We start from the raw sequence: 25,249 nt of genomic DNA, 5'->3' as shown, positions 1-25,249 counted from the left end.
TTTGGGAGAACCCTTACTGTGCTATTCGATGCCTATGACCCCGGCGACTTCTTTGACGAGTTGTTTCTTGGCCCTGGACAGCCCAGGCCCGAAGCCGAGTTGCTGATCAAGCGGGTCAACGCCATGTCGCTGGTAGAGCTACAGCAGCGGCAGCGGGCGGTACAAAATACGTTGTTTAAGCTAGGGGTGACGTTTAACGTCTATAGCGATAACGAAGGCACCGAACGAATTTTTCCCTTTGATGTGATTCCCCGGGTGGTGCCAGGGCATGAGTGGGAGTGGCTGGAAAAGGGGTTGAAGCAGCGAATTCAAGCCCTTAACTGCTTTATCCATGACGTTTATAACGATCAAAAAATTCTCAAAGATGGGGTGATTCCCCGCCATGTCGTGGAATCGGCCCCAGGGTTCTTGAAACCTTGCATGGGCCTCAACCCACCCAACGGCATTTGGTGCCACATTACCGGTACTGACCTGGTACGCGACAAAGACGGTAAGTGGTATGTGCTAGAAGACAACATGCGCTGTCCTTCTGGGGTGTCCTACGTGCTAGAAAACCGGCGGGTGATGAAAAATACCTTTCCCCACCTGTTTTCGGCCATGGAGATTGCCGCCGTAGATGACTATGCCAGCCAGCTGCTAGAAACACTGCTGAGCCTCGTGCCTGAACCGCTGATTGATCCCCGAGTGGCGGTGCTGACCCCGGGAATGTATAACTCAGCCTACTTCGAACACTCCTTTTTAGCCCAACAAATTGGGGCCGAACTGGTGGAAGGGCGCGACCTGGTAGTGTCTGATGGCTACCTGAAAATGCGCACCACCAAAGGCCTAGAGCGGGTGGATGTGGTCTATCGCCGCATTGACGACGACTTTATTGACCCCCAGGCGTTTCGGCCTGACTCGCTGCTGGGGGTGCCAGGACTGATGGAGGTGTACCGAGAGGGGCGGGTGGCGATCGCCAATGCCCTGGGTACTGGCGTCGCTGATGACAAGCTGGTTTATGCCTACGTGCCTGCGATGGTGCGCTACTACCTGGATGAAGACCAAATTATCCCCAATGTGCCCACCTATTTGTGTGAAGACCCCAGCCAACAGGCCCATGTGCTAGACAACATCGATCAGCTGGTGGTGAAGGCCACTAATGCCTCGGGGGGCTACGGCATGCTGGTCGGCCCCCATGCCAGCAATGAGGAACGCCAGGACTTCTGCGATCGCATCCGCACCAACCCCCGAGGCTACATTGCCCAGCCCACCCTCTGCCTCTCCCGGGTACCCACCCTAATTGGCGATGGGTTTGAAGGTTGCCACGTGGATCTCAGGCCCTACATTCTTTACGGCCAGGATATTTACGTTAATCCCGGTGGCCTCACCCGGGTTGCCCTGAAACGGGGGTCGTTAGTGGTGAATTCCTCCCAGGGGGGCGGCAGCAAAGACACCTGGGTCGTGAAATCCATCAATCCTGATGCCATGGTGCAATCTTAGTAACGCCTGGCAGGAATATGGCTACCTTTGCTGAGGGTATCAGGTGTCAGGCAAATCGTGCTCCGTGAACCCATCCCCCCACCTTCCCCATCTCCCCATCCCCCCATCCACCCATCCACCCATCTCCCCATCCACCCCTATGCTAAGTCGCGTCGCTGACTCCATTTACTGGCTCAACCGCTACGTCGAGCGGGCCGAAAATGTTGCCCGCTTTGTCGATGTCAACCTGAATTTGCTGCTTGATGCCCCCCCCGGCATGGAGCAACAGTGGAAACCCCTGGTAATCACCACGGGGGATCAAGATATGTTCAAACAGCGCTATGGAGAGGCCACCGCCGAGAATATTTTGCGGTTTCTCACTTTCGATCGCGAGTATCCTAACTCGATCATTTCTTGCCTGCGGTCAGCCCGAGAAAATGCTCGCTCAGTGCGGGAGGTGATCTCCTCGGAAATGTGGGAACAGGTTAACACCTTTTATCTAACGGTGAACGAAGCTGCAGACGTGGGGCTATTGTCTGAGTTGCACAATTTCTTCCCTGAAGTCAAAATGGCCAGCCACCTGTTTGCCGGGGTGATGGATGCCACCATGTCCCATAACGAAGGCTGGCACTTTGGTCGCCTGGGACGCTTGCTAGAGCGGGCCGACAAAACTGCTCGAATTTTGGACGTGAAGTATTACATTCTGCTGCCGTCGGTTACCGATGTGGGATCCCCCCTGGACGATCTACAGTGGATTGCCCTACTGAAGTCAGCCAGTGCCTACGAAATGTATCGCAAGCGCCAATACCGCATTACCCCCAAAGGGGTGACCGAGTTTTTAACTCTGAACCGAGAATTCCCCCGATCCATTCAGTTTTGTTTGCTGGAAGCCGAACAATCCTTGCATCAAATTTCTGGCACCCCAGCCGGTACCTGGCGCACCGAAAGCGATCGCGCCCTCGGTCGCCTGCGCTCTGAACTGGACTTTCTAACCATCGATGAAATTACCCAGCAGGGGCTGCACGAGTTTCTGGATCGCCTGCAAGTTCGCCTGAATCAGGTGAGTGAGAAGATTTTTGCTGACTTTTTTACCCTGGAATCGGTTTAGGGTGGAGGGTGGATGGGTAGATGGGTGGGGAGATGGGGAATGTGTGGGTGATGGGTGATGGGGTGATGGGTGGATGGGTGGTAGACGCGTTTCGCAAGCGACATGGAACGCGAAGCGTGTGCAGCGCACTTAAGCGGCTTCCCGGAGGGTAGGGATGTCCGGTTCCCCTCTTGGGAGGGGCTAGGGGTGGGTTTGCGAGAATTTTGGATTTTGGATTGAAGGGAAATTGGATGGGGTGGGGAAGCTGGCGTAGGGGCGGACCTGTGTGTCCGCCCTGAGAGGGAATGGGAAGACGGGGAATTTTGGGTTTCGGGTTTTGGGTTTCGGGTTCACGGTTTGCAGTTTTACCTAACACCTATCACCTGTCCCCTAACACCTCTCCCCTATCCCCTGTCCCCTTTGCCCACCCCTACCAATTCAACCAATCGATCGCCCCTGGGACTCCCGTCACGGCCAGGATGCCAGCGGTGGCGGCGGTGGTGGCAGAGGTAAGGGCGATCGCGACGAGCCACCAGGCGGCAGCGGCGACCACTCCTCGGGCATCATTGATCCGATTCAGGGCCATACGTTTGACGGCTTGCTGGCGGCTTTGAATATCGTCTTCTACGGCGTCTAGGCGCGATCGCGCCCAGGTCTTAAATCCCTGGGTCTGCATTTGTATCGTATCCGACACCTGCCCCTGGGCGGCTAGCACCTGGTCCAACAGATCCTGACTCAGATCAGCCAGGGTGTCGGCTAGGCGACCCGATCGATCGATCAAGGTGAGGGGGTTAGTCAAGCCGGCTAGGGCGGCCGGGGGATTTTGCCACAGCGCCTGTAGATCGGCCTTCAGCTGATTGCGGTCTAGGTCAATCTGGCTAGCCTGGTGCCAGGCCCCTTGGGCCTGGTCTAAAACCAGTGCTAGCAGGGCTTGGGTGCGATCGCGGCCCTGACCAAGAATCGACTTAAGCTGGTCTAGGATGGTACTAATCTGGTCAGCGGCCAGGTCCTTACGTTGCATCAGGGCCTGCTGCAGGGCGTCCCAGTCTAGACGGTTCACCTCCTCCATCAGGGCTGCCTGAAACCCTTCCAGGGGGTTTTGGCTGAGGCTAGAATGGCGCAGCAGCCAGGTCAGATTACGGCCTATGGCCTGGGGGGACAGCTGCTCAACCGGGCTGTGGACCAGATAGTCCATCAGGTTAGACCCAAGATCTTGGGCCACATCCGCCTGGCGCACAACCCAACGCCGGGGCGGGTTGAGGGTGGTGGCTAGGGTGGATTGCAGTTGCTGCAAGCTGTCATCCACCCCCTCAGGGGAGCTGTCGGGTTGCTGGAGTAGGGGCGATCGCACCGTGGGCCAGTCAATCTGCATCAGAGCCTGACGTGCCCGTTGGGGTGATCCCAGTTCCGCGTCCAGGGTAGGCAGCAGGTCATCGCTGGAAGTGCCCGTCGCGATCGCCTGGCGGACAAGATCCGTCGCTGTGGCGATATCTGCGGTGGTCAGGGTTTCCTCCTCCCTAGAACGCTGCTGCCAGCATTGTTCCAAATGTCGTAGCCACTGGTCGGCCTGATCGGGGTCCAGCCCCCGTCGTCGGTGCAGAATGTCAGTCAGGGTAGCCATCGGTAGATGGGTCTGTTGCAACTGAGCGGGAGTGAGATCGGCAGTCAGGGCTGCCAGTTTTTGCTCCAGGGTGTCTGGGGTAATTTGGCCCAGGTTGGTGTAGCGCAAATAGTTTTCTAACCCCTGGTGCAGGGCGGCCACATCAGCCTTGGCAAGGGGTTCTCCATCGCTGTCCAGGTTGGCCAGCACCGACTGCTGCACTGCCTCTAGGGTCGTGGCGATGCTTTGAACCTGTTGGTGGGACAAGTCTTCCCGTTGTTCCAGGCTGTCAACCCACTGATCTCGATTTAAGACCGCCACCTGGCCCTTGACCAAGTCTGCATCGGCATCCGGGTCCACCAACACCTGGCGAAACTCTGGCTCTAAAATCTCTGGGGCAAACCGCCAGGGGGGCACCGTACTCAGATAGTCCTCCACATCGTCTTGCACGGTCGAGTTGGTCAACGCCAGGGGAGGATCATGATCCCCAGCCAACCATTCTGACAGCAGTGGGCTAATCTGACTCCAAACGGTCTGCACATCCAGATCACTTAAATCCAGCCGCTGCCGCAGAGTGCGTTTTAGCTGACGACTCACCGTTACCAGCCCCTGGGCCATCAGGCCGGGATCGGTGTCAGTGTCAGTGTCAGTGTCAGTGTCAGTGTCGGTGTCGGTGTCGGTGTCGGTGTCGGCCCCCGGCTCGGTCTCCTGCTCGGTCCCCTGCTCAACTTCAGTGAACCACTGGCGCAGCTGCTCAGGGCTCAGGTCTTCCAGGTTAGCCGTGCTCAGCCGCAGTTCTAAGCGACGCAAATTAGGGTTTGACCGCTTCATCTGGTGTTGCCAAATCGTCGTTAGCTGGTCCACCAAGTCAGGTGCAGCCGGTTCAGGAATCCCCTCCTGCTGAGCCACCCACTGGGCTACAGTGCTACGAATCTCCTGCTCTGCTCCCTGGTCCTGGGGTAGCAGCAGAGGGCCTGTTTCCTGGAGCAACTGCTGAAATAAGCTGGGCAGGGTGTCTACCGGCGGGGGCTGGGTGGTGGGCAACTGGGTGTCCACATAATCTTCAATCAGGGCCGGGATATCGAGATTATCCAAGGCCGCCGCCATTTCCTGACGCACCAAATCGCTGGTCTCAGCGGCATCCAAGGGTTGTTCTGGGCGGCCTAGGGTAGCTTGCCACAGCGATCGCGCCCCCTCAAACACCTGCCGCAGCCCCGCCACCGCTGAACTCACCACCAGCCCCACCACCGAATTTGCGGTGCGAGCACTCAGCCAGGTCATCACCAGGGCGTAGGCGGCCCAAATCATCAGGCCCAAAATGGCCCCGGCATAGACTTCATCTGGATCGCAAAATCGTACTGCCAGGTAGCAGGCAACAAACACCACACCGTTGATGGTGAGCAGCAACCCCAGACCCACCACCAAGCCCACCCTCCCTGGGGACAGACCAGCTGCCGAGGACTCCTCTGCCGCCGCTGCCGAGTCGCTGACAGGATGCTCAACGGTGCTATCCGATGTACTGGCTTCAGGGGCGTGATTGTCTACGGCCCTAACTTCAGCCCCAGAGGTTTCAGCCCCAGACGTTAAGGACCGCCCCCACAGGGTCAACCCCAAAGCAACCCCCAACCCGGCCAGCAGTAGTTGACAAGCAAACGCCAGCAGTAGCCCCACAATCAAGGCAGCAATGACAGCAGAAGATAAGCCAGGAGCATCCATAGGGCAAGGGTGAGGCAACCGTTATGTTTACGGTACCTCACCCCCATCCCGGTAGAACTCTACCCGCCGAATTACCAGAGGCCAGGCTGACGCCATCGAGCCCTCATCCTCTGTGGCATCAGTCGGCCCACTATTCCCGATACCTGGCACCTAGAACCTGACACCCTCTGTACTGGCACCCTCTGTAAAGGTGGCCGTATTTCTGCCAGGTGGTCCTAGTTCACCGCTGCCGGAGCCTCCAGGTAGCCCATAGCCTCTAGCTTGCCCAGCACCTTGGCGGCACTTTCTTCAATGGTTTCCTGGTCCGTATGACAGTGCACCTCCGGGTTCAGGGGCGCTTCATAGGGGTCATCGATACCAGTGAACTGCTTGATTTCCCCAGCCCTGGCCCGTTTATACAGCCCCTTCACATCCCGATCTTCGCACACACCCAACGGGGCATCCACATAGACTTCGACAAAATCACCGATGCGATCGCGCACCTCATCCCGAATATCCCGGTAAGGGGAAATTGCCGATACCAGTACCAACACCCCATTGCGGCTCAACAGGTGAGAGACAAAGCCAATGCGGCGAATATTTTCGTCTCGGTCTTCCTTGCTAAACCCCAACCCCTTGGTCAGGTTAGTGCGCACAATATCCCCATCCAGCACCTCGATTTGGCAACTCCGCTGGCGCAGTTCAGCCTCCACCGCCCGAGCAATGGTTGACTTTCCAGATCCGCTCAACCCTGTAAACCAAATGGTGACACCGCGTTGTTTCATGGGGACTTCGTTACTCCTAACAGTTTGCGTCGATTTTATACTGTATGAAATGGCGAATACCCCGGTCAACTCTGCCGCCAGTCTTCATGAATGCTTCGAGGTTAACCGCTTCGATCCTCGGCGGCTACCAAACAAATGGGCATAGACGTAGGTGAGCTCGCCCCCCAAAAAGAAAATTTGACTGGTCAGGTAAATCCATAACATCAACACCATGAAGCCGCTTACAACCCCATAGGATCGGAAGCGACTCCCTAAGCTAATCACACTATTACTAATCAGCTGCTGCAACATCACCCACAACAAAGCCGTAAAAAGCGCCCCCAGCCAGAGATCTCGCCACGCCACCTTGGTTCCTGGTAAAACCTTGTAGAGCACCATGACCACTAAGGTTAAGGTCACAAACGATACCCCCAACCGCAGCCAAGGCAGTAGCTGGACTTGGTCAATCGTGACCACCGTGAAAAAGCGGTTGAACTCCTCTAGCAATCGCAAAAAGGTATCTATGGCAATGTTAGACACCAGCGAGACAAACACTAAACCACTGCAACTAATCACCAGTAAAAACGCTAAAAAGCGTCGCCACAGAAACGTCAGAGCCAGCGCCCCCAGAGGATTTAGATGCTGATGGCGGGGTTGTACATGCCAAATTTTGTCAAAGGAACGACTCAATGCTCCAAAGAACCCAGTGGAGGCAAACAGCAAAATACTAAAGCCAATAATGCTGGCCTGGTAACTGCGGGTATGGAACTGAACCAAGGTTGTTTCTACAATCGAGAAGGCATCGGGGGGCAGTGCCTCGTGGGCAAAGGTCAAAATGGCATTGAAAGCCACCGTGTTAGGCCCAATTAGCAGACCAACAATACTCAACGATACCAACATCAGCGGAAACAACGAAAACATCGCATAGTAAGCTAGGGCAGCCCCCATTTCTAGGCAGTCATCCTGCTGCCATTTCAGAAAGGTGCGGCCCATTAGCTTGGCCCAAGCAGATTGACCCACCCGGTATTTGATGAAATCGAGCATGACAGAACTATTAATCCAGTGGTGGGCGACCGCCCAAGCGCGACGCCAATGATTCAACTGCGCTAACCGTCTTTTCACCATTGTACCGACCCAATTCGACCGCTGAAAGTGCTCCATGCAGCTACCTAGATTGGCATAAAACCAAGCGAGTGAAGTATATTCAGCCAAATCCTCTGCGATTCGTCATGATTCCATTAGGGTTTTACCCACCCCCTGGGACATGGCCCTGGGGCCACAGTTGAGCCTGCCCCCCGGCCAAACCCTGGGGTTCATGCCCCTCAGCTGGCATACTGCTACCATAAGACAACGTTGTTTATAGGGCGACTAGGCAGGGACATGCTGCTAAAGCGCCTCCATGATTGAGCATAATGCAGCGCTAAGTACCACAGCGCCAAGTATCGGCTACGGCTCAACCCAAGTAACTGTTCACCTTGACTGATTGCATGCGCGACACCACCCTCAACACCATTGCTGTGATCATTTTCGTCATGACCATGGCCAGCCTGCTGGGGCCATTGGTCAACCTATCACCACTGGTGGTCGCCACTGTCGCCGCTGGGGGCCTCGGTATGATCACCCTGGATCAGTTGGGCCTGCAAGGGCGAATCGGCAACATTTTAATGGATGCTTTGGCCTGGATGTCCCCAGACCATCGTCAGCGGGTCCTGCACCACGAAGCTGGGCACTTCTTAACCGCTGTCCTGTTAGACATCCCGGTCGAGGCCTACACGCTCACCACCTGGGAAGCCTGGAAACAGGGGCTGCCAGGGCAGGGAGGGGTAATTTTTGGGCTCAACCACCTCGATTCCCAGGGGGAACCCAGCCAAATCACCCCCCAGTGGATCGATCGCTATTGTCAGGTGTGGATGGCTGGCACCGCTGCCGAGCAGCTCGTCTACGGCAACGCCATCGGGGGTGACGATGACACCCGAGCGCTGATCATGCTGTGGAATACCCTCAATCGTCCTGCGGCAGAAGGCGTGATTAAGCGCCGCTGGGCTACCCTACAAGCCAAAACGTTGATTGAGAAGCATCGCGAAGCCTTTGACGCCCTGGTGTTAGCGATGGCAGACCGCTCTCCAGTTGCCACCTGCCGTCAAATCATCGAGCACCATCGCCCCTTGGTGGACGCTACGCTTTCCTGAGGTTTGCAGCCATGCCCGATGATCTGATTCCATTTTTAGGCGGTGTTGCCCTACTGGTGCTCTACCTGGTGTGGTCCGCCACCACTGAAATGGGGGCTCGCTGGCCCAGGTCTAACGCCAAAACTAAAGACCAAGACTAACCAACCACTCGCCATCACTCCGCCAAATGACGTAATGGCTGTAGCAGGGCTCAAAATGGGGCTTGCAATTTAGTGCAGGCGTACTATACTGAAAGCCTGGCAATATTTCCCAGAGGGTGAGAACCGATGCCCCGTAGCACTGAGGCAACTATGGCAGCACGAAAAGGCAATAAAGAGCAAAGCGAAAAGGAAAAAGCCCTGTCCATGGTGCTCAATCAAATTGAGCGCAACTTTGGCAAAGGCTCGATTATGCGCCTGGGGGATGCCGCCCGAATGAAGGTGGAAACTATCCCCACTGGCGCGTTGACCTTGGATCTGGCCTTGGGGGGTGGTTTGCCCAAAGGTCGTGTGATTGAAATCTATGGTCCTGAAAGCTCTGGTAAAACTACCGTTGCCCTCCATGCCTTGGCGGAAGTGCAGCGGCTGGGCGGCGTGGCTGCCTTTGTTGATGCTGAACATGCCCTCGATCCAATCTATGCCTCAGCCCTGGGGGTCAATATTGAAGAACTATTGGTGTCTCAGCCGGACACCGGGGAAATGGGGCTAGAGGTGGTTGACCAACTGGTGCGATCTTCCGCTGTAGATTTAGTGGTCGTGGATTCAGTAGCCGCCCTGGTGCCCCGGGCCGAAATTGAAGGGGAAATGGGGGATGCCCATGTGGGGTTACAGGCTCGCCTGATGAGCCAGGCTTTACGCAAAATTACGGGCAGCATCGGCAAGTCCCAGTGCACCGTTATCTTCTTGAACCAGTTGCGGCAAAAGATCGGGATTTCCTATGGCAATCCAGAGGTGACCACGGGGGGGAATGCCCTCAAGTTTTATGCCTCTGTGCGTCTGGATATTCGGCGCATTCAGACCCTCAAAAAGGGCACCGAAGAATATGGCATTCGCGCCAAGGTTAAAGTGGCCAAGAATAAAGTGGCTCCACCTTTTCGGATTGGGGAATTCGACATTTTGTTCGGCCAGGGGATTTCCACCATGGGCTGTCTGGTAGACTTGGCCGAGCAACATGGGGTGATTACCCGCAGGGGAGCTTGGTACAGCTATGAAGGAGACAACATCGGCCAGGGCCGCGAAAATACGATTCAGCGGTTGCTAGAGGATGCTGAGTTTGCCCAGAAAGTAGAAGCCCAGGTGAAAGCCAAGTTGGAGATTGGTGGCTTAGGAGATGTGGCTATGGACATCGAGCCAGAGGACGAAACAACCGCAGCTTTGGCAGAAGAAGAGTAAGGATTTCTGATTTCTTTCCCTCCTACGGAGGGCTGCCCGTTCGCGTTCGCGAAGCGTTCCGAGGAAAAGCGTTCCGCAGGAAAGGGCAGGGTGTTCCCCTCCTGGGAGGGGATTTCGGTACCTTGACCCTGCAAAATCTCTACATCTGTCAATCCTAAATCTCAAACTTGACCCTGCGCTGGGGCAGACCCCTGGGATCTGTACCGGCACGCTAACTTGGCCCCAGGCATTGCCTATGGGTCCAGTACCTCCGCCAGTGCCGTCTGGTAGATTTGGGAAGCCCGATCGCTAAAGCAGACAAATCGCACTTGGGTAATCTGGGCGGTATCGTCTTCAGCGGTCTGGTCTAGGGTGGCGGCTACAGTGGCGATCGCAATCTCAGCGGCTCGCTCCAGCGGGAACCCGTAAACTCCTGCGCTAATGGCTGGAAAGGCCAGGGTGCGAATGCCATGCTCCACAGCAAGGGTCAAACTATTGCGATAACAGCAGCTTAGCAACTCATCCTCATGGTGTTGCCCCCCTTGCCACACCGGCCCCACGGTATGAATCACCCATGGGGCGGGTAGGTCATAACCCCGGGTAATTTTTGCCTGTCCGGTAGGACATCCCCCCAGTTGGCGACATTCCGCCAAAAGTTCCGGCCCGGCGGCGCGATGAATGGCACCATCTACCCCGCCACCCCCCAGGAGTGACTCATTGGCCGCATTGACAATGGCATCAACGGTTTCACGGGTAATGTCACCCTGCACGACCACTAGGCGGTTCAACGGATCGGGGGTGGGCATGACGGCGACCTCCAACTTCCTGAGCAACAACATTGGTTCCTATTGCCCATTAAATAACCCCTGCTGCACAGAGTACCAGGGGCGGTTTAGTTATCAAGATTTAGTGATAGATAAGTTGAAGGATTGTCGACTGACACTCGCCAGGGCAATCAACAACCTCGGTAACAATGCAATATCATTGGCAAAAGTCACGGGTCTTGAGGATGCGATCGCTCGAACTATGCAGATTTACAGCCCACTGTACCAACTGTCCCAGACCGCTGTGATATCTGGGAGCAAACCCAGGACAATAAGCGTCTCACTCGGGACCAAACACCAAACACAACGGTGGCAAAGCTGATGATGCGGCAGAACCGAATTCTTCGTCGAGTACGCTGGCTGGCCCTAGGACTATTGGCGGTCTTTGTGTTGGGCCAACTGTCGCCCTATGCAGCCCTGGGGGCAGCTACCCCCTCAAGCAACAGGCCTGGCGCCGAGGTGGTCATCCCGACCATAGATCTGCTGGCTCAGTTGCACCAGCACCCAGGGGGCACCGTGTCCCTAGCTGAGTTTTACCCTACGGTTAACACCTTCCAGTTTTCCAACCAAGAGCTGATCGATGCCATCGACCTGGATCGCCATGCCCAGGACTGGGAAGAGGTGCTGACGGGCCAAATGCAGCGATTGTTTGGCACCCAAGTCTGTATTGCCCAGGACGGGCGCAACTGTTTGCTGACTGCCGCCGCCCACGACTGGCTGAACACCCAATTGGGCCGACTGGATCAGGGCATATCTGAGGGCATGGCCGCCGCAGTGTTAGATCTATGGCAACCGCGATCGCAACCGCGACTCCCCTGGTGGCAGCAACTGATTAATTTTTTGCTGGGGCGTACGGTGTTTGGCCTGGCCCGTACCCTATTTGACCTGCAAGCTTTCATTGCCAACCTGTTTCTGATGCAGGGGGTGACCGAGGTGTTTCAACCCACCCAGGTGATCCGCGATACCTTCACCCCCACTCAGATTTTGCTATCCATCCTCAACGTCTTTCTCACCGGCTCCCTCGATCCCTTCACCATGGGGGTTTATCGTACCATCCAGGGAGCGTTGACCGAAGGCCATGCTCTCACCCCCTATCAGGTAGAGGAGCGGGAGAACGGTAAATACTGGGTTTATGTGTACGACAGCAACTATCCCCTGGGGCGACCCACTAGCCCCACCGACCTACACATCGAGTTTGACACCACCACCGACACCTGGACCTACCAGCCCACGGCCAATGGCCCCACCTTCCAGGGGGACACCCAGAGCAAAAACTTAGATTTAACCCAACTCTCCTGGCGGCAGCTACCGGCAGAGACGGATACGGCCCCAACTGTGCAAGGTGCCTTTAGCTGCCCCTTTTGTGGTCTCGACCCTGAACCCGAGACAGCCCCAGCCCCAACCATCGACATCACCTTAATCGGTGAAGGGCAACTCTCGGTTATGCCCTATGACCTCAGCCTAGACCCGGCGGTCAAAGCACCGGTTGACCTGGTGCCCTTTAAAGGCGGGCTCAACCGAGATGTGCCCGCCAGCTACCACCTGCCCGCCGAGAGCCTCAACCAACCCCTGCAAGTCACCCTGACTGGCATTCCCACCGTTCAACCGCAGCCCACCACCCTACACCTGACAGGCCCCGGTTATACGGCCAGTTTCGCTGGACTCAGGCTGCCCGCTGATCAGTCCCTCAGCCTCTACGTCGTGCCCACCACCACCGGCCCAGAGCTGACCTTTGTGGCGAATCGGACCACCGCCATTCCCCAGATGTCCATTCACCTGAGCGATGACACTCGGGTCTATCAGTTTGATTCGTCTACCCCAGAAACTGGATTTTCGCGCACAGAGCGGCAGGTGTCGAAAAGCTCAGGATTTGACCTGAGCGGGTTAACCCTACCCGCCGGTCAGCGAGTTGCCCTATCCGCCAAAGGCGATCGCAAACGCCTCTACTTTGCCGACGACAACCCCGCCGATAGCCGTTACACCCTTAGCGTCACCAACCGCATCGTGATCAAAGACCACATCCAGCTAGGGGAACAACAACCCGACTGGATCAACTACACCCTGACCTATGACGAACAAATGCGGGTCAGAAACATACAAGTAGAGGGCCAAACCCAGGCCTTCTTTGATTACGACCCCGCCTTTATTGACCCCAGCGATCGCCCCCGCCAAGAACTCCTAGCCATCTTCGAGCAGCGCGACTTTCCCGTCACCATTGCCTACGAACCCCTCACCCCCAACCCCGCCGACTCAGGCCCCCTACGGCTAGAACCCACCACCACCGCTCCCATCAATCAGCGCATATTTCAAGGCACCCTGCGTAAAGGGTAAGAGGGAAGAACGAAGAGGGAAGAACGAAGAGGAGAGGTGCAAGGTGAACGTTGTACGGAAAAGCCACAAATCGCCAACCCGAATAACCCACCCCTACCATTCCCAGAAGGGGGTTCTGATATCCGATATCCTCCACTTCCCCATCCACCCTACCCTGCAGGAAGCCGCTCCGCGTCTACACCTCCCCACTCCATCACTCCCCCACTCCCCACCCTCCCCATCCCGATCTATCCTTAAAACCCCCCTTCCTAGGACACCTGTCCCATGTCAGATGTCTTCATCTCCTACTCCCGCACCGATCAAGACTTTGTGAAAGTGCTACATCAGGCGTTGATGGCCAGCCAGTACGACGCCTGGGTGGATTGGGACAATATCCCGCTCACCGCCGATTGGTGGCAAGAGATTCAGACGGGCATCGAAGCCGCACACATGTTTATTTTTGTGATTAGCCCAGATTCGCTGGTTTCAAAAGTGTGCTTGCAAGAGGTGGACTACGCCGCGATCCACCATAAGCGGCTGATGCCGATTGTGCACCGGGATGGATTTGCCCAGGAACAGGTGCCTGCGGTTTTGCGGCGGCACAACTGGCTTTATTTTCGTCACACCGATGACTTTGATACCGCCTTCAAGGCCCTCGTGGAAGGGTTAGACACTGACCTAGACTACGTCAAGTTTCATACTCGGCTATTGGTGCGATCGCGGGAGTGGCAAACCCACGATCAGACCGAAGATTATCTGCTGCGGGGCCAAGACCTAGAAACCACCGAAACCTGGCTAGCCGAGGCAAGTGAAAAATCCCCCAGCCCCACCCCCCTGCAGCGGTCCTTTGTGTACCACAGTCGTCAGGCAGAAACCCGGCGACAGCAGCAGCAACGGCGTCGGCTGCGGCGTTTCGGCATCAGTGTTTCCATCCTAGCAGCCCTAGCCTTGGCGGCTGCTGCGATCGCCTGGCAACAGCGGCAGCGGGCGATCCAGCAGAGTAATCTGGCCGAGCAACAGAGCAAACTGGCTTTTGCCCACCAGCTAGCGGTCGAAGGCCAAACCCTGACCCAAAGCCAATTGCTGAGTCAACAACAAGCTCGCATGGGCACCACCGAAACCAGTCTGGCCTTTGGTTTAGCCAGCCTGCCCCCAGACTTAGCTCGCCTGCTGGGGCAAGAAAACCCACGGCAAATTACCTTTAGCCCCTCCCGGCAGTTTGTGGCAGCGATCACCGAAACCTTTGACCTGCGAGTATGGCATATTCCCAGTCGGGGCACAGCCTTAGCCTGGGGGACTGTGGCCGATGTGGCCGATGTGGGCTTTAGCCCCGACGAAACCCTGCTGACCGTGGCCACCCGCGATAGTGTCTTGCATATCTGGGCCATCGACGGCGATGACTATACCAAAGTAGCGGCTCTGACCGGGCACACCGCTGGGCTAACCGATACCGCCTTTAGCCCCGATGGCCGCTGGCTGGGTACAGCCAGTGAAGATGGCACTGTGCGCTTGTGGAATCTGGCCGAAATTCTGGAATCCCCAATGCGGCAACCTCCCCAAATTCGGCACAACCGACCCATTGGCAGCCTCACCTTTAGCCCTGATGGGCAACACATCCTCACCGGTAGCGACGACCAGACCCTACGCATCTGGGACATGGTGGGCCAAGAAGTGGGCTGCATTTCCCATCTGGCTCCGGTGCAACGGGTCAGGTTTAATGCTGATGGTACTCAAGTCGGCAGTGTCAGTGGCTCCACCCTGGTACGGGTGTGGCCCTGGCCCTCGCTATTAGCGGAGGGTTCAGGGGCCGATACCGGGCTGGCTGAGGGCGAGCTGTTTTGCCCCTAGAGCATCGGGACAGTAGGTCGAGATCCCTGGGTTCTTTACCCCATCAGTCGAAATTTTGGATTTTCGTCAGTTTATGTCTGATGAAACTGTAACGGCTTTATTGGCCTCCTGAAAACTCAATTATGCGGCAAGCGGCCCGATCGCTTATACAGCGGCACCCTCAATCAGCCGTTTTCATTCCCCGCGCAACCCTTCAATGTGGCCTAAAGCTAAACGTAATATGCTGACTATTTCAACAGCTAGTCAAACTCAATATTTTCGTAGAGGTCTGCAATGGTTACGTTGCATTCAAACGTGTTGAACGTGAGTTTCACATCTGGTGAAGCATACTCAGAGAGCAGCCACTGATGCGGCGACGTTTTAACATGATGTTCTACATGAACCCTGTACTGGTCTATCAACAAATATTCCTGAAATGTTGGAATTGTGCGGTAAGTCAGAAACTTGTCCCCCCGATCGTAGCTCTTGGTCGAGTTCGACAGCACTTCAGCGATAAAGCCAGGATTGGTCACCGTATCGGTGCGCCCCATTTGCAACTGAAGCGGCTGAGGCACCACCATAATATCTGGAAGGTGTAGGTATTACGAGCCGGAATCCATAACCGTTGGTCTACTATAAACGTGCGATAGGGTTTGCCCCGTAGGGCTGCTTTCAAGGTGACCGGCAAATTTCCAGCGATGTCGTTATGGTCGGGTGTCCTTCGATGCGTGGCCATAGCTTGAAACAAATCAGGCTGCATAACCATGACGTTAACCGCCGTACCGCTGGTAATTTCTCTTTTGCCTGGTCGAGCAACTCTCCAGTCGCCTCAAGCGCCCTGTTCCCGCCGTTCAATCACCGGCAGCTTCAGCACAATGCCAGCTGCCAACCAGTAATAGATGTTAACCGGATCCACATCTAGGGGATAGTAATAGGGAAACAGGCTAATAAACAGCACAAACATGGCCATCACCGCCCCATAGCCAGACAAACTCGGATCATTCAGAGAACCATAGGCCTGCCATACCGCGATCGCCAGGGTGAGATAAAGGACTACCACCGCCAGTAACCCTAGGGGGCCTAGCTCATACAGCAGTTTGGGATGATAGGTTTCCACCAGTTCAGTCTCCCCAAACAGGCGGGCTGCATTGGTGGCCCGCCCGACCCCACGGCCCAGCAAGCCCCGTTGCTCGGCCCAAGCCCATTGCCACTGTTGCGCCATAAAGGTCTGAGGGGGAGCAGCCACCCAGCGGTCCTGGAAACTCTCCCAGCGATCGCTGACCATCGCCGGGTTTTGGGCCACAAAGGTACCGATTACCAAAGCCAATCCTATCCCTACCGGAATCACCCGCTTCAGGTTAACCACTTGCCCGGTCACCAGCAGTAGCCCAATCACGGTCAACGGCACCAGGGCCATAGCGATGCGCTGACCCGACACCACCGCCATGATGCCCACTGTGCCCAGGGTCAATAGCCCTATCCAGCGCCACAGGGGACTGCGATCGCAAAACGCCGTGGCAAAGGCAAAAAAACTGCCAGAAATCAAAAACCAGCCCCACTGCCAGGGGGCATTAAAGGTACCTGGTAGTCGAATTTGCCCCTGCTCAGGGGCATACAGTAGGGCCCCCCCTACAAAACAACGGGCCTCCAGGGATGCCCTAAACAAGGCCTCTCCTTCCCCCACCGTCCCCTGGCAAACCCCAGTCCTGAGCAACCAAAACTGAATGAGCCCTAGGCCGCAGCACACTAAAATCAACCCCACCTGCAACCGGAATAGACGGTACAGCTGATCGCGATCGCGCAGCCCATAATATATCCAAGGAATAATCAGCACATAGCCCAATAGCACCTTGAGCCCCACCACCCCCACTAACAGCGGCGACTCTCCCTCAACAGAGACCAGTTGTTGACCGCCATTCACCACCACCAATATCAATAGGCAAAGGGCCACCAGCCCCAGCAACGGCAGCTTGAGCAGGGGCGGTAGAATTAGGGGTTGCCGAGTCCGCCGACAAAAGCACCAGACCCCTACTATCGCTGGAAGATAGATCAGATCTTTAGCCAGTTGCAACAGTTGGCTACCTCCCAGGGCATAGGTAACCGTGCCGCTAAACGGTAGATAAATCAGTAGTGCCACAATCCCCTGACGGGGATATTTAAAGGCCCCGCCCATCGCCGCCACGGCTACGGTAGCCCCTAGGGCCAACGGCGGCTGACCCACCAGCACCATGGCAAGACCCACCAAGATGGCGACTACCAGCACCCTCCCCCAATGCACCCCGGTGGCTGGCTGGGCCGACTGTCTCTGGAGTGCTGGGGCCTGGGGCCCAGCACTGACCCCTAACCCTCTAGATTTCTGGGTTGCCCTCGCCATTCTGGTGTCGTCAGTTAACCACTCTCCCCACTGTAGCCGAGACCCTAGAACGCCGGTACAGATCCCAGGGGTCTGCCCTGGGATGCCCCGAAACTCATGGTCAATGAGTCCAAGCCCCCTGGGATCTTGACGGACTTTACCGATGCGCTAGCCCCCTGGCCCACTTTAGACCCTCGGGGTCTGAACATCCATGTCACCAGCTCAACATCACCAGTTCAACATCACCAGAGATCTCCGAGCACATCCTCCATTGCCGCTGGCTCTGTTCTGATCGAGGGCTCTGGGGTAGAAGGGCTGCCCGCAGTGGCAATAAACTGGGCCAACTGCTGCCCCACCCAGTGATAACCAGCGGGACTGAGGTGAATATGGTCTCGATACAAGGAATCCGCCTCTAGGGACTGCAACTGAGGCAAAAAATCTAAATAGGGGATGGCTTGGGCTTGGGTCAGGTTCTTTAAGCGCTGTCGGGCAGCTTTTTCATAGTCTTGCGGACCCGCCTGGCCTAATTCTCGTTTTAGGGGGGTCATGGCTAATACTAACCGGCCTTGGACCGCCTTAACCGTTTGTTGCAGCTGGCGAATCGCCTCCAGGTTAACCCCCACCCGATCGCCGGGTTGGTCATAGAGGGCTTGCAGCCTGGGGCTGGGACGGTAGGGCTTGATCTTAGCCACTAGCTCCCCCAGGGCCAAGGGCGGGCGCCGGGTAGGATAGGCCGGATGACGCCCTAGATCATAGGCATTAGGCGCGATCGCAAATAGATCATCGGTATTCAGCACCATCAGCACAATCTGGGCCCCAAAGGTGCCAAACTTCCGCACATAACCCAGTTCATGGCGCGGCCCCCAAGAGTTAGCGGAGGCATTCAACACCTCAACCTCCTGTCCCTGGGTCGATAGCTGCTCTGACAAAGCCGCTTGCACCCTCACTGATAGCAGCTGCGACTGATCGGTCCACCAGCCACCATTGACAACAGAATCCCCTAACATCAGTACTCTCAGGGTGTGGCTGTCTGGCTGGGGGGCAATAGCCGGTCCCCGCATGGAATATTGGTTAACCGCCATGTAGTTTCCCCGACGCCGTAGCGCCTGATTTGGAGCCAGGCGATACCCAGACCGGGTATCGGCCACATAGAGCGGCGGGTTCCCTACCCCATAGATAAACCGCAAAACCAGTTCTGCGATCGCCACCGCCGCCAAGCTCCCCACCAACCCCCATAGGGCTATCTCCATGGCCATGGCGTTCCTCACAGTTCCCCAGTAGAGCGTACACCATTCATACCGCTTCCTGGGCCGCCCCCTTACCCCAAATCGTCATCGACCGCTAAATCGTCCCAGTCATCCAACCCCGCCACCGACTGGGAAAGGTCATAGCACAACTCATCGAGGGTCTGGTTTTGACGACGGCGGGACACGCGCCGATAGGTCTTAGCTGGCAGCCGAGGTTCATGGTGGACCTGCCCCATATCCCCCATCTTCACCTTCAAGGTCGCATCCCTCTCTTGACGATGGTAAGCCTCTGGCTCCGCGGCCAAGACCTCATCCAACAGGGTCAAATAGATATCGTGGCGATCCCAATCAGCCCCCACAGCACAGCCGGGTTCATCCCGATGCAGACAGTCATTAAATTGACAGGGGGCTTGGGCCAATCGCTGACGAATTTCAGGGAAACAGGCCCCCAGTTCCGCCGGGGTCAACGCTAAATCAGGCTGGTTAAAGCCTGGGGTGTCCGCCAAAAAGCCTCCCCCTGGCAGCTCAAACAGTTCCACATGGCGGGTGGTGTGGCGACCTCGCCCAAGCTTACCTGATACCGCCCCCGTCCGCAGAGTAGCTTCGGGAATCAGCTGATTAATCAGGCTAGATTTTCCTACCCCCGACGGACCAGAGACCACCGTAATTCGCCCTTGCAGTTGAGGCTTTAACACCTCTAGGACATCCCCTGCCTGCACACTCATCACCATGACTTCGTAGCCCCACTGGGCCAATCGCGCTTGCCACCGCTGCCGCTCCGCTAGAGAGACCAAATCTTGCTTATTCAGGCACAATCTCACTGCTAGCCCTGTGGCCTCAGCTTTGACCAAAAATCGACTCAATTGCTGAGGATCCAGCTCTGGCTCCGCTAATGCAAACATCAGCAACAGTTGGTCCGCATTGGCCATCGGTGGTCGATCCAGCATCGTCTGGCGGGGGTAAACCGCTGCGATCGCCCCGCGTCCGCCCGCCCAATCCGGATCGTCGACCCGCACCCGATCCCCCACCATCACCTGTTGGCCAATTTTCTTAAGGCGCGATCGCCGGGTGCAGAGCAATTGCCGAGATACCTCCAGCCCAGTTACCCCGGCATCCTCAGTCGAGCCCGATCGCTGACCAGAGCTAACCTGGGGTTCAATCTGCACCTGATAGAAATTCGCCTGCACAGCCACCACTACTCCCCAGACCCCGTCTCCAAGTTGGGGCATTGGTGAGCCGTGGGGCAGAAAAGTCTTCATAGACTAGCTAGCCCGCCGCACTTGCAGCGCAAAATAGCCAGCACAATCTCGCAAGCTTTCAATCACATGACCTTCCATCCGCAAGCTGTCAGGTACTTGCTCCACCGGCTCGCCCCCGTCCAGCCACACCTCTAACACAGCCCCTACGGGCATTTTTTCTAGCTGTAGCTTGGTGCGCACAAAATTAATCGGGCAGGGGGTACCCCGCAAATCCAACGATGCATCCGGTTTCAGGGTTGCAGTCGAGTCTACATGGTTCATCCGCGAAACAGCCCCCCTAAAAATCCTTCAATGCCCCCTCGGTTCACTTGCTCCCCTCGAACTTCCGCTAGCTTTTCCACCAGCTCCCGCTCCTCTGGCTTCATCCGTGTGGGAATCTCTACCCGCACTGTGATTAAATGATCTCCCCGACTGACCGGGTTACCCAGCTTAGGTACACCGCGATTGTCTAGGGTGAGCACGGTGCCAGGCTGGGTACCGGCAGGCACATCCATCTCTACCGGGCCATCGACTGTATTGATAGTTAGCTTACAACCCAAAATCGCTTGTAAATAGCTAATCTTGAGCTCCGACAAGATGTTGATGCCATCTCGCTTAAAGGTGGCATCTTCGCTGACAAATAAATACACGTACAAATCGCCCGCTGGCCCACCCCGCTGGCCAGCATCCCCTTCCCCAGACACCCGCAACCGAGTGCCATTGTCAACCCCAGCCGGCACCGTAATCTTAAGCTTCTTGGTTTCCTGGGTTTGGCCACTACCGCCACAGACATCGCAGCGGTCCTCAATCACCTCGCCCGTGCCGCCACAGGTGGGACAAGCCGATACCTGGGTGAAACTGCCAAAGGGCGTACGGGTGGCTCGCCGTACCTGCCCCGTCCCTCCACAGGTACCGCAAGTGGTGGGGCGGGTACCAGGCTTAGCCCCACTGCCACTACAAGTACCACAGGTTTCTAAGTGGCTGATTTTGATTTCCTTTTCACCACCAAAAATCGCATCTTTAAAGTCCAGCTTTAGGTCAAGCCGGAGGTCATCTCCACGGGTAGGACCCCGTCGCCGTCCCCCTTGACCCATACCGCCAGAAAATCCACTGAAGAAGCTTTCGAAGATATCAGCAAAGCCTCCCATATCTCCAAAGTCTTGATAGCCAGCCGCAGCCGCACCACCAACCCCCGCTTCCCCGAATCGATCGTAACGAGCTCGGATTTCCGGCTCTGAAAGCACTTCATAGGCCCGGTTAATTTCTTTAAATGTATCCTCGGCACCCGGTTCCTTATTGACATCAGGATGATATTTACGGGCTAGGCGGCGGTATGCACGCTTAATCTCATCCTGGTCAGCATTGCGCGAAATACCAAGAAGGTCATAGTAATCACGGGCCATAGGGGGCTACCTAGACAACTCCAGCAACAGTCAAACTCTCAACCATATTAAAGACAACATCCCCCCCTGACCAGGTGGGATACCCGTCCATCCCAAACATCCAGCCTTACAAAATTAATCGATCGCCTCGTAGTCCGCTGTAACAGTGGCATCAAGCCCTAAGTCATCATCCTCATAGCCAGCGGTTGTATCGTCTTCATAGGCTGAAGCCGGAATTTGCATATCCAGGTCATCGTCTGCTTCCGCCTCTCGATACAGGTCAGAGCCAACGGCAAACAACGCCGACTGTAAGGCATCAATGCAGGCTTGAAAGTCTTGGGGCTGGATATCAGGGTCATGGGTTGCGGCCCGCAATTGGCTGGCTTTCTCTTCCAAACTAGCCTTAGCGGCTTCGTCCAAGGACGCCCCATGATCCCTCAGGGTAGCCTCATAGCTATAGAACAGGTTATCAGCTCGATTCACCAGTTCAGCCAGGGCTCGGCGACGGTTATCTTCATCGGCAAAGACCTCAGCTTCTTGGCGCATCCGCTCCACTTCACTGGCGCTGAGCCCACCTGTGCTGGTAATACAAATACTCTGAGCCCGTCCAGTACCTTTATCCAACGCTGAAACCTTGAGAATGCCGTCGGCATCGATCTCGAACGACACTTCAATTTGGGGAATCCCTCGGGGGGCAGGGGGAATACCCGTCAATTCAAACTTACCAAGGCTTTTATTATCCTTCGCCATGGCCCGTTCCCCCTGGAGTACATGGATCTCCACGGAGGTTTGGCCGTCGGTGGCAGTGGAAAAGACCTGGGATTTGCTGGTGGGAATCGTCGTATTGCGCTCTATCACCTTAGTAAAGACTTCCCCTAGGGTCTCAATCCCCAAGGACAAAGGCGTCACGTCTAGCAACAGCAAATCTTTGACTTCGCCCCCCAAAACCCCAGCCTGAATGGAGGCCCCCAAGGCAACTGCTTCGTCTGGATTCACAGAGCGATCGGGAGCCTTGCCATTAAAGTAAGTGCTAATCGCCTGTTGCACAGCTGGAATCCGGGTAGAACCACCGACTAGGAGAATTCGATCAATTTGATCAGGCCCCACACCAGCATCTTTCAAGGCTTGTTTGACCGGTTCTAGGGTGGCTTTTACTAGGTCGGCGGCCAGCTGCTCAAACTGAGAGCGGGAAAGGGTCATCTCTAAATGTTTAGGACCGGATTCATCGGCTGTAATAAAAGGCAAGTTAATAGATGTTGACGCCATATTAGACAGCTCGATTTTGGCCTTTTCAGCGGCCTCGCGGACCCGTTGCAGGGCCATGCGATCGGCAGAAAGATCGATGCCCTCTTGGTTGCGAAATTCAGCTGTCATCCACTCCACGATGACGTTGTCAAAATCGTCTCCCCCCAAGTGGTTGTTGCCAGCGGTGGCTTTTACCTCAAAAACGCCATCTCCCAGCTGCAGAATAGACACGTCAAAGGTGCCACCTCCCAGGTCAAACACCAACACCATTTGGTCTTGGTCTTGTTTGTCTAGACCATAGGAGAGAGCTGCTGCCGTAGGCTCGTTAATGATCCGCAACACATCTAGCCCAGCAATGGTACCCGCATCTTTGGTTGCCTGCCGTTGGGCATCTGTAAAGTAAGCCGGCACGGTGATCACCGCTTGGGTGACGTCGGTGCCCAGGTAAGCTTCCGCATCCTGCTTTAGTTTCTGCAGGATCATGGCGGAGATTTCTTGGGGAGTATAAACCTTGTCGCGGATCTGGACATCTACCGTGTTGTCTCGGCCGCTAGTGCACATATAGGGGACCCGGCTACGTTCGATCTCGGTGTCATCCCAACGACGACCAATGAATCGCTTGATGCTATACACCGTATTTTCAGCATTGGTCACAGCTTGCCGTTTAGCCAGTTGGCCAACCAAGCGATCGCCATTTTTACCAAAGCCAACAATACTGGGCACAGTGCGGCCGCCCTCGGTGCTGCTAATCACGACGGGCTGTCCACCCTCAAGCACGGCCACACAGCTATTGGTGGTCCCTAAGTCGATGCCGATTACTTTACCCATAGTCCACGGTGCTCAACTAAAAAGTCATGTAGTAGATGTCAAAGCCACTGGCTGATAGTGCTGCCTTAGCAGTGCCAATGGGGTTAGGATGCCCGCTTACCCCAGTAAAGTTACGCACTAGGTTGAACTTAACCAATGTCCATGCTTTGACACCTACTCTTATGCCGCCATGGCCCTTTCCCTTATTCAGCCGTCGTCGTCTGGTCAGCGCCAGCGGCCTCAGCCCCATCTTCTGGAGGAGCCGCCACCTTAACCATGGCGTGGCGCAACACCCGCTCTCCCAGTTGGTACCCCCGCACAAATTCCTCAATCACGGTGCCGTCGGGGTGAGCAGCGGTCGGCTCGCGCATCACCGCCTCATGGAGATTAGGGTCAAACTCCTGGCCTTCAGCCCGCATCGCCGATACACCCAGCCGCTTCAGGGTTTCTACCAGCTGCTTATAAACGCTCTGATAACTTTTGTGAATAGTCATCTCAGCTTCAGTTTGGGGCTTAATCTGCGAGCGAGCTCGCTCGAAATTATCCACAACGGGTAAGAGCTCAGTAATCGTATTGCCCTTAATCTGGCCCTCTAACTCTTCCTTCTCTTTACTGGTGCGCTTGCGATAATTCTCAAAGTCAGCCGCAATCCGCATGGACTGGCTGGACCGTTCTTCAAGTTGAGCCTTAAGCCCGGCTATCTGCCGCTCTAAGTCGGCGATCGCGGCACTACTTTCGCCACCTGGTTCAGCTGATGTCTCAGAAGCAGCACCCTCTGCTCCAGCCTCCTCAGTCGCGACAGCCGCGACATCATTGATGACTCCATCAAAGTCAATGTCTACATCTGCGTCTTCTACCCGTAACTCTTGCTCATCTTGTGGAGAAGGTGCCTGATAGTCTTCAGTTTGATGCATTTCGTCAACCATGCTGATCTGTAACCAACTCCATAAACTCAACAAATCAATCGGGACAATGGCCCAACTTTACCCTAAGCGGTAGGGGTTTTGTCTTCGGTTTGCCCTACCTACACCGCCCCAATTCTATCGCCTATTTCCCCATCCGCCTGCCCCCAGTCAGTAGAATGCCCTATTTATTTATAGGCTGCGTTAGCGTCAGGGTAACGCATCAAAGTCTTATGGGGCAGCACGTTACGGCTACACCTAACAGCACCCTACAAGGGGAGTGAGCCATACCCTTACCGTTCAGCATTTGTTAGCCTCATGATGCAGATAGATAGGATAAGGGTATTATCGAAACTAGACAGGGTAAGCATTCAGGCCTACAGGCGATACCAATTACACACCCATACCCTCAGTTACCCTCAGGATTTAAGCCTCAGGGGTCTTACTTCCTAGAGCCCCGGTCGAGGCTCTGTGGAGTGTCATAGACCGGTGCTGGTACCCAGTGTTGGGGCTGCAATTAATGCACAATATTTCGAGTCTGAGCATCCAATGGCAGGAACAGAGAGCTGTAAAAATTTATCTGAGGATCAGGTAACCGGCGATTGCGACCCGTTGGGTTAGGGCATATTGCATAAAAGCCAGCTTTTGATTTTGGGCCTGTTCTGTTATCAATTCTTAGCGTCAGTACTATGACTAATTCCTCCTCCCCCCGGCGAGCCCTAGTATTACAGCGTAGCTTTTCGCCCTTTGGCAACAAGCTAATTCAGGTAGTGCATTTTAGTGCAGGCCAGAGGAAAAGACCGGATGACCTTGCTTGGCCAGCTTCTCTCTGATGCAGCGATTGTAGTCATGGATGAATAGCCAGATGGCCCCGATGTGGTTCTCGAGCTTCTTGGAGAACGACAGGGTCTTTCTCACCAGTCGCGCCACCCGCTGCCTCAACGTGTTGTTCAAACGCTCGATGTAACTGGT

At 55.8% G+C, this 25,249-nt stretch carries 18 protein-coding genes and 2 pseudogenes; 7 read left to right on the top strand and 13 right to left on the bottom strand.

Annotated features, from left to right (window positions below):
- The first annotated feature begins 18 nt into the window (after positions 1-18).
- Together E1H13_RS16095 and E1H13_RS16090 are read left to right on the top strand one after the other, a co-directional pair.
- Positions 19-1,479, top strand: coding sequence for a circularly permuted type 2 ATP-grasp protein (locus tag E1H13_RS16095; protein WP_169614495.1), 1,461 nt, complete (start codon positions 19-21; stop codon positions 1,477-1,479).
- Between the two features lie 139 nt (positions 1,480-1,618).
- The gene (locus E1H13_RS16090; protein WP_169614494.1) at positions 1,619-2,566 is read left to right on the top strand and encodes an alpha-E domain-containing protein; all 948 of its coding nucleotides are present in this window, start codon (positions 1,619-1,621) and stop codon (positions 2,564-2,566) included.
- A gap of 409 nt (positions 2,567-2,975) precedes the next feature.
- On the opposite strand, the gene E1H13_RS16085 is transcribed toward E1H13_RS16090, so the two are convergent.
- The 3 genes from E1H13_RS16085 to E1H13_RS16075 form a co-directional block, all read right to left on the bottom strand.
- Positions 2,976-5,861 (bottom strand): hypothetical protein, encoded by a 2,886-nt coding sequence (locus E1H13_RS16085; protein ID WP_169614492.1) that lies wholly within the window; start codon positions 5,859-5,861, stop codon positions 2,976-2,978.
- A 215-nt stretch (positions 5,862-6,076) separates the two neighbouring features.
- The gene (gene cysC / locus E1H13_RS16080) at positions 6,077-6,664 is read right to left on the bottom strand and encodes an adenylyl-sulfate kinase (RefSeq protein WP_347404173.1); all 588 of its coding nucleotides are present in this window, start codon (positions 6,662-6,664) and stop codon (positions 6,077-6,079) included.
- Positions 6,665-6,709: 45 nt separating this feature from the next.
- Complete coding sequence (locus tag E1H13_RS16075) at positions 6,710-7,648, bottom strand: YihY/virulence factor BrkB family protein (RefSeq protein WP_169614488.1); 939 nt, start codon at positions 7,646-7,648, stop codon at positions 6,710-6,712.
- A gap of 431 nt (positions 7,649-8,079) precedes the next feature.
- Between E1H13_RS16075 and E1H13_RS16070 the strand changes: the two genes are divergently transcribed.
- The 3 genes from E1H13_RS16070 to recA all read left to right on the top strand — a co-directional run bounded on the left by E1H13_RS16070 (position 8,080) and on the right by recA (position 10,163).
- Positions 8,080-8,793, top strand: a complete 714-nt coding sequence (locus E1H13_RS16070) for an ATP-dependent Zn protease (protein WP_240966670.1) — start codon at positions 8,080-8,082, stop codon at positions 8,791-8,793.
- An 11-nt stretch (positions 8,794-8,804) separates the two neighbouring features.
- The gene (locus tag E1H13_RS27700; protein WP_256378530.1) at positions 8,805-8,933 is read left to right on the top strand and encodes a hypothetical protein; all 129 of its coding nucleotides are present in this window, start codon (positions 8,805-8,807) and stop codon (positions 8,931-8,933) included.
- Between the two features lie 150 nt (positions 8,934-9,083).
- Positions 9,084-10,163: a recombinase RecA gene (gene recA, locus E1H13_RS16065; protein ID WP_169614486.1), complete on the top strand. Its 1,080-nt coding sequence runs from the start codon at positions 9,084-9,086 to the stop codon at positions 10,161-10,163.
- A gap of 233 nt (positions 10,164-10,396) precedes the next feature.
- Here the strand turns inward: recA and E1H13_RS16060 are convergent, their stop codons facing one another.
- Positions 10,397-10,948 carry an O-acetyl-ADP-ribose deacetylase gene (locus tag E1H13_RS16060; RefSeq protein ID WP_169614484.1) on the bottom strand — a complete coding sequence of 184 codons (552 nt, stop codon included), beginning with the start codon at positions 10,946-10,948 and terminating at the stop codon, positions 10,397-10,399.
- A gap of 327 nt (positions 10,949-11,275) precedes the next feature.
- On the opposite strand from E1H13_RS16060, the gene E1H13_RS16055 reads away from it, so the two are divergent.
- Both E1H13_RS16055 and E1H13_RS16050 read left to right on the top strand, forming a co-directional pair.
- Positions 11,276-13,297 carry a hypothetical protein gene (locus E1H13_RS16055; protein ID WP_169614482.1) on the top strand — a complete coding sequence of 674 codons (2,022 nt, stop codon included), beginning with the start codon at positions 11,276-11,278 and terminating at the stop codon, positions 13,295-13,297.
- Positions 13,298-13,561: 264 nt separating this feature from the next.
- Positions 13,562-15,124, top strand: a complete 1,563-nt coding sequence (locus E1H13_RS16050; protein WP_169614480.1) for a TIR domain-containing protein — start codon at positions 13,562-13,564, stop codon at positions 15,122-15,124.
- A 239-nt stretch (positions 15,125-15,363) separates the two neighbouring features.
- Here E1H13_RS16050 and E1H13_RS28025 read toward each other — a convergent pair.
- From E1H13_RS28025 to E1H13_RS16005, 9 genes and pseudogenes are all read right to left on the bottom strand, one after another.
- Positions 15,364-15,869 (bottom strand): annotated as a pseudogene (locus E1H13_RS28025) (Uma2 family endonuclease).
- A 63-nt stretch (positions 15,870-15,932) separates the two neighbouring features.
- Positions 15,933-17,477 (bottom strand): hormogonium polysaccharide biosynthesis protein HpsL, encoded by a 1,545-nt coding sequence (gene hpsL, locus E1H13_RS16040; RefSeq protein ID WP_206070580.1) that lies wholly within the window; start codon positions 17,475-17,477, stop codon positions 15,933-15,935.
- A 221-nt stretch (positions 17,478-17,698) separates the two neighbouring features.
- Positions 17,699-18,712 (bottom strand): SGNH/GDSL hydrolase family protein, encoded by a 1,014-nt coding sequence (locus E1H13_RS16035; protein WP_240966668.1) that lies wholly within the window; start codon positions 18,710-18,712, stop codon positions 17,699-17,701.
- A gap of 62 nt (positions 18,713-18,774) precedes the next feature.
- Positions 18,775-19,932, bottom strand: coding sequence for a small ribosomal subunit biogenesis GTPase RsgA (gene rsgA, locus E1H13_RS16030; protein ID WP_169614478.1), 1,158 nt, complete (start codon positions 19,930-19,932; stop codon positions 18,775-18,777).
- Between the two features lie 33 nt (positions 19,933-19,965).
- Positions 19,966-20,223 carry a sulfurtransferase TusA family protein gene (locus E1H13_RS16025; RefSeq protein ID WP_169614476.1) on the bottom strand — a complete coding sequence of 86 codons (258 nt, stop codon included), beginning with the start codon at positions 20,221-20,223 and terminating at the stop codon, positions 19,966-19,968.
- Entirely contained in the window at positions 20,220-21,344 is a 1,125-nt protein-coding gene (dnaJ, locus tag E1H13_RS16020; protein ID WP_169614474.1) for a molecular chaperone DnaJ, read from the bottom strand. The genes E1H13_RS16025 and dnaJ overlap by 4 nt, the downstream gene beginning before the upstream one ends.
- A 114-nt stretch (positions 21,345-21,458) precedes the next feature.
- Complete coding sequence (gene dnaK, locus E1H13_RS16015) at positions 21,459-23,396, bottom strand: molecular chaperone DnaK (RefSeq protein WP_169614472.1); 1,938 nt, start codon at positions 23,394-23,396, stop codon at positions 21,459-21,461.
- A 209-nt stretch (positions 23,397-23,605) separates the two neighbouring features.
- Positions 23,606-24,289, bottom strand: a pseudogene (grpE, locus tag E1H13_RS16010) (nucleotide exchange factor GrpE); the annotation flags it as partial.
- A 765-nt stretch (positions 24,290-25,054) separates the two neighbouring features.
- On the bottom strand, positions 25,055-25,249 hold a 195-nt coding region (locus E1H13_RS16005; protein ID WP_240966398.1), incomplete at its 5' end, for an IS1 family transposase.

This window comes from Nodosilinea sp. P-1105, assembly GCF_012911975.1.
GTDB lineage: Bacteria > Cyanobacteriota > Cyanobacteriia > Phormidesmidales > Phormidesmidaceae > Nodosilinea.
Note: the sequence above shows the minus strand (reverse complement) of the source record. Positions and strands in the feature narration are given on the sequence as shown.

What these genes read in the sequence shown, in the direction of transcription:
- E1H13_RS16090 (WP_169614494.1), top strand. Translation starts at nt 1,619, where the DNA reads ATGCTAAGTCGCGTCGCTGACTCCATTTACTGGCTCAACCGCTACGTC.
- dnaK (WP_169614472.1), bottom strand. Translation starts at nt 23,396, where the DNA reads ATGGGTAAAGTAATCGGCATCGACTTAGGGACCACCAATAGCTGTGTG.
- recA (WP_169614486.1), top strand. Translation starts at nt 9,084, where the DNA reads ATGGCAGCACGAAAAGGCAATAAAGAGCAAAGCGAAAAGGAAAAAGCC.
- dnaJ (WP_169614474.1), bottom strand. Translation starts at nt 21,344, where the DNA reads ATGGCCCGTGATTACTATGACCTTCTTGGTATTTCGCGCAATGCTGAC.
- E1H13_RS16075 (WP_169614488.1), bottom strand. Translation starts at nt 7,648, where the DNA reads ATGCTCGATTTCATCAAATACCGGGTGGGTCAATCTGCTTGGGCCAAG.
- E1H13_RS16035 (WP_240966668.1), bottom strand. Translation starts at nt 18,712, where the DNA reads ATGGCCATGGAGATAGCCCTATGGGGGTTGGTGGGGAGCTTGGCGGCG.
- hpsL (WP_206070580.1), bottom strand. Translation starts at nt 17,477, where the DNA reads ATGGCGAGGGCAACCCAGAAATCTAGAGGGTTAGGGGTCAGTGCTGGG.
- rsgA (WP_169614478.1), bottom strand. Translation starts at nt 19,932, where the DNA reads ATGCCCCAACTTGGAGACGGGGTCTGGGGAGTAGTGGTGGCTGTGCAG.
- E1H13_RS16085 (WP_169614492.1), bottom strand. Translation starts at nt 5,861, where the DNA reads ATGGATGCTCCTGGCTTATCTTCTGCTGTCATTGCTGCCTTGATTGTG.
- E1H13_RS16050 (WP_169614480.1), top strand. Translation starts at nt 13,562, where the DNA reads ATGTCAGATGTCTTCATCTCCTACTCCCGCACCGATCAAGACTTTGTG.
- E1H13_RS27700 (WP_256378530.1), top strand. Translation starts at nt 8,805, where the DNA reads ATGCCCGATGATCTGATTCCATTTTTAGGCGGTGTTGCCCTACTGGTG.
- E1H13_RS16060 (WP_169614484.1), bottom strand. Translation starts at nt 10,948, where the DNA reads ATGCCCACCCCCGATCCGTTGAACCGCCTAGTGGTCGTGCAGGGTGAC.
- E1H13_RS16025 (WP_169614476.1), bottom strand. Translation starts at nt 20,223, where the DNA reads ATGAACCATGTAGACTCGACTGCAACCCTGAAACCGGATGCATCGTTG.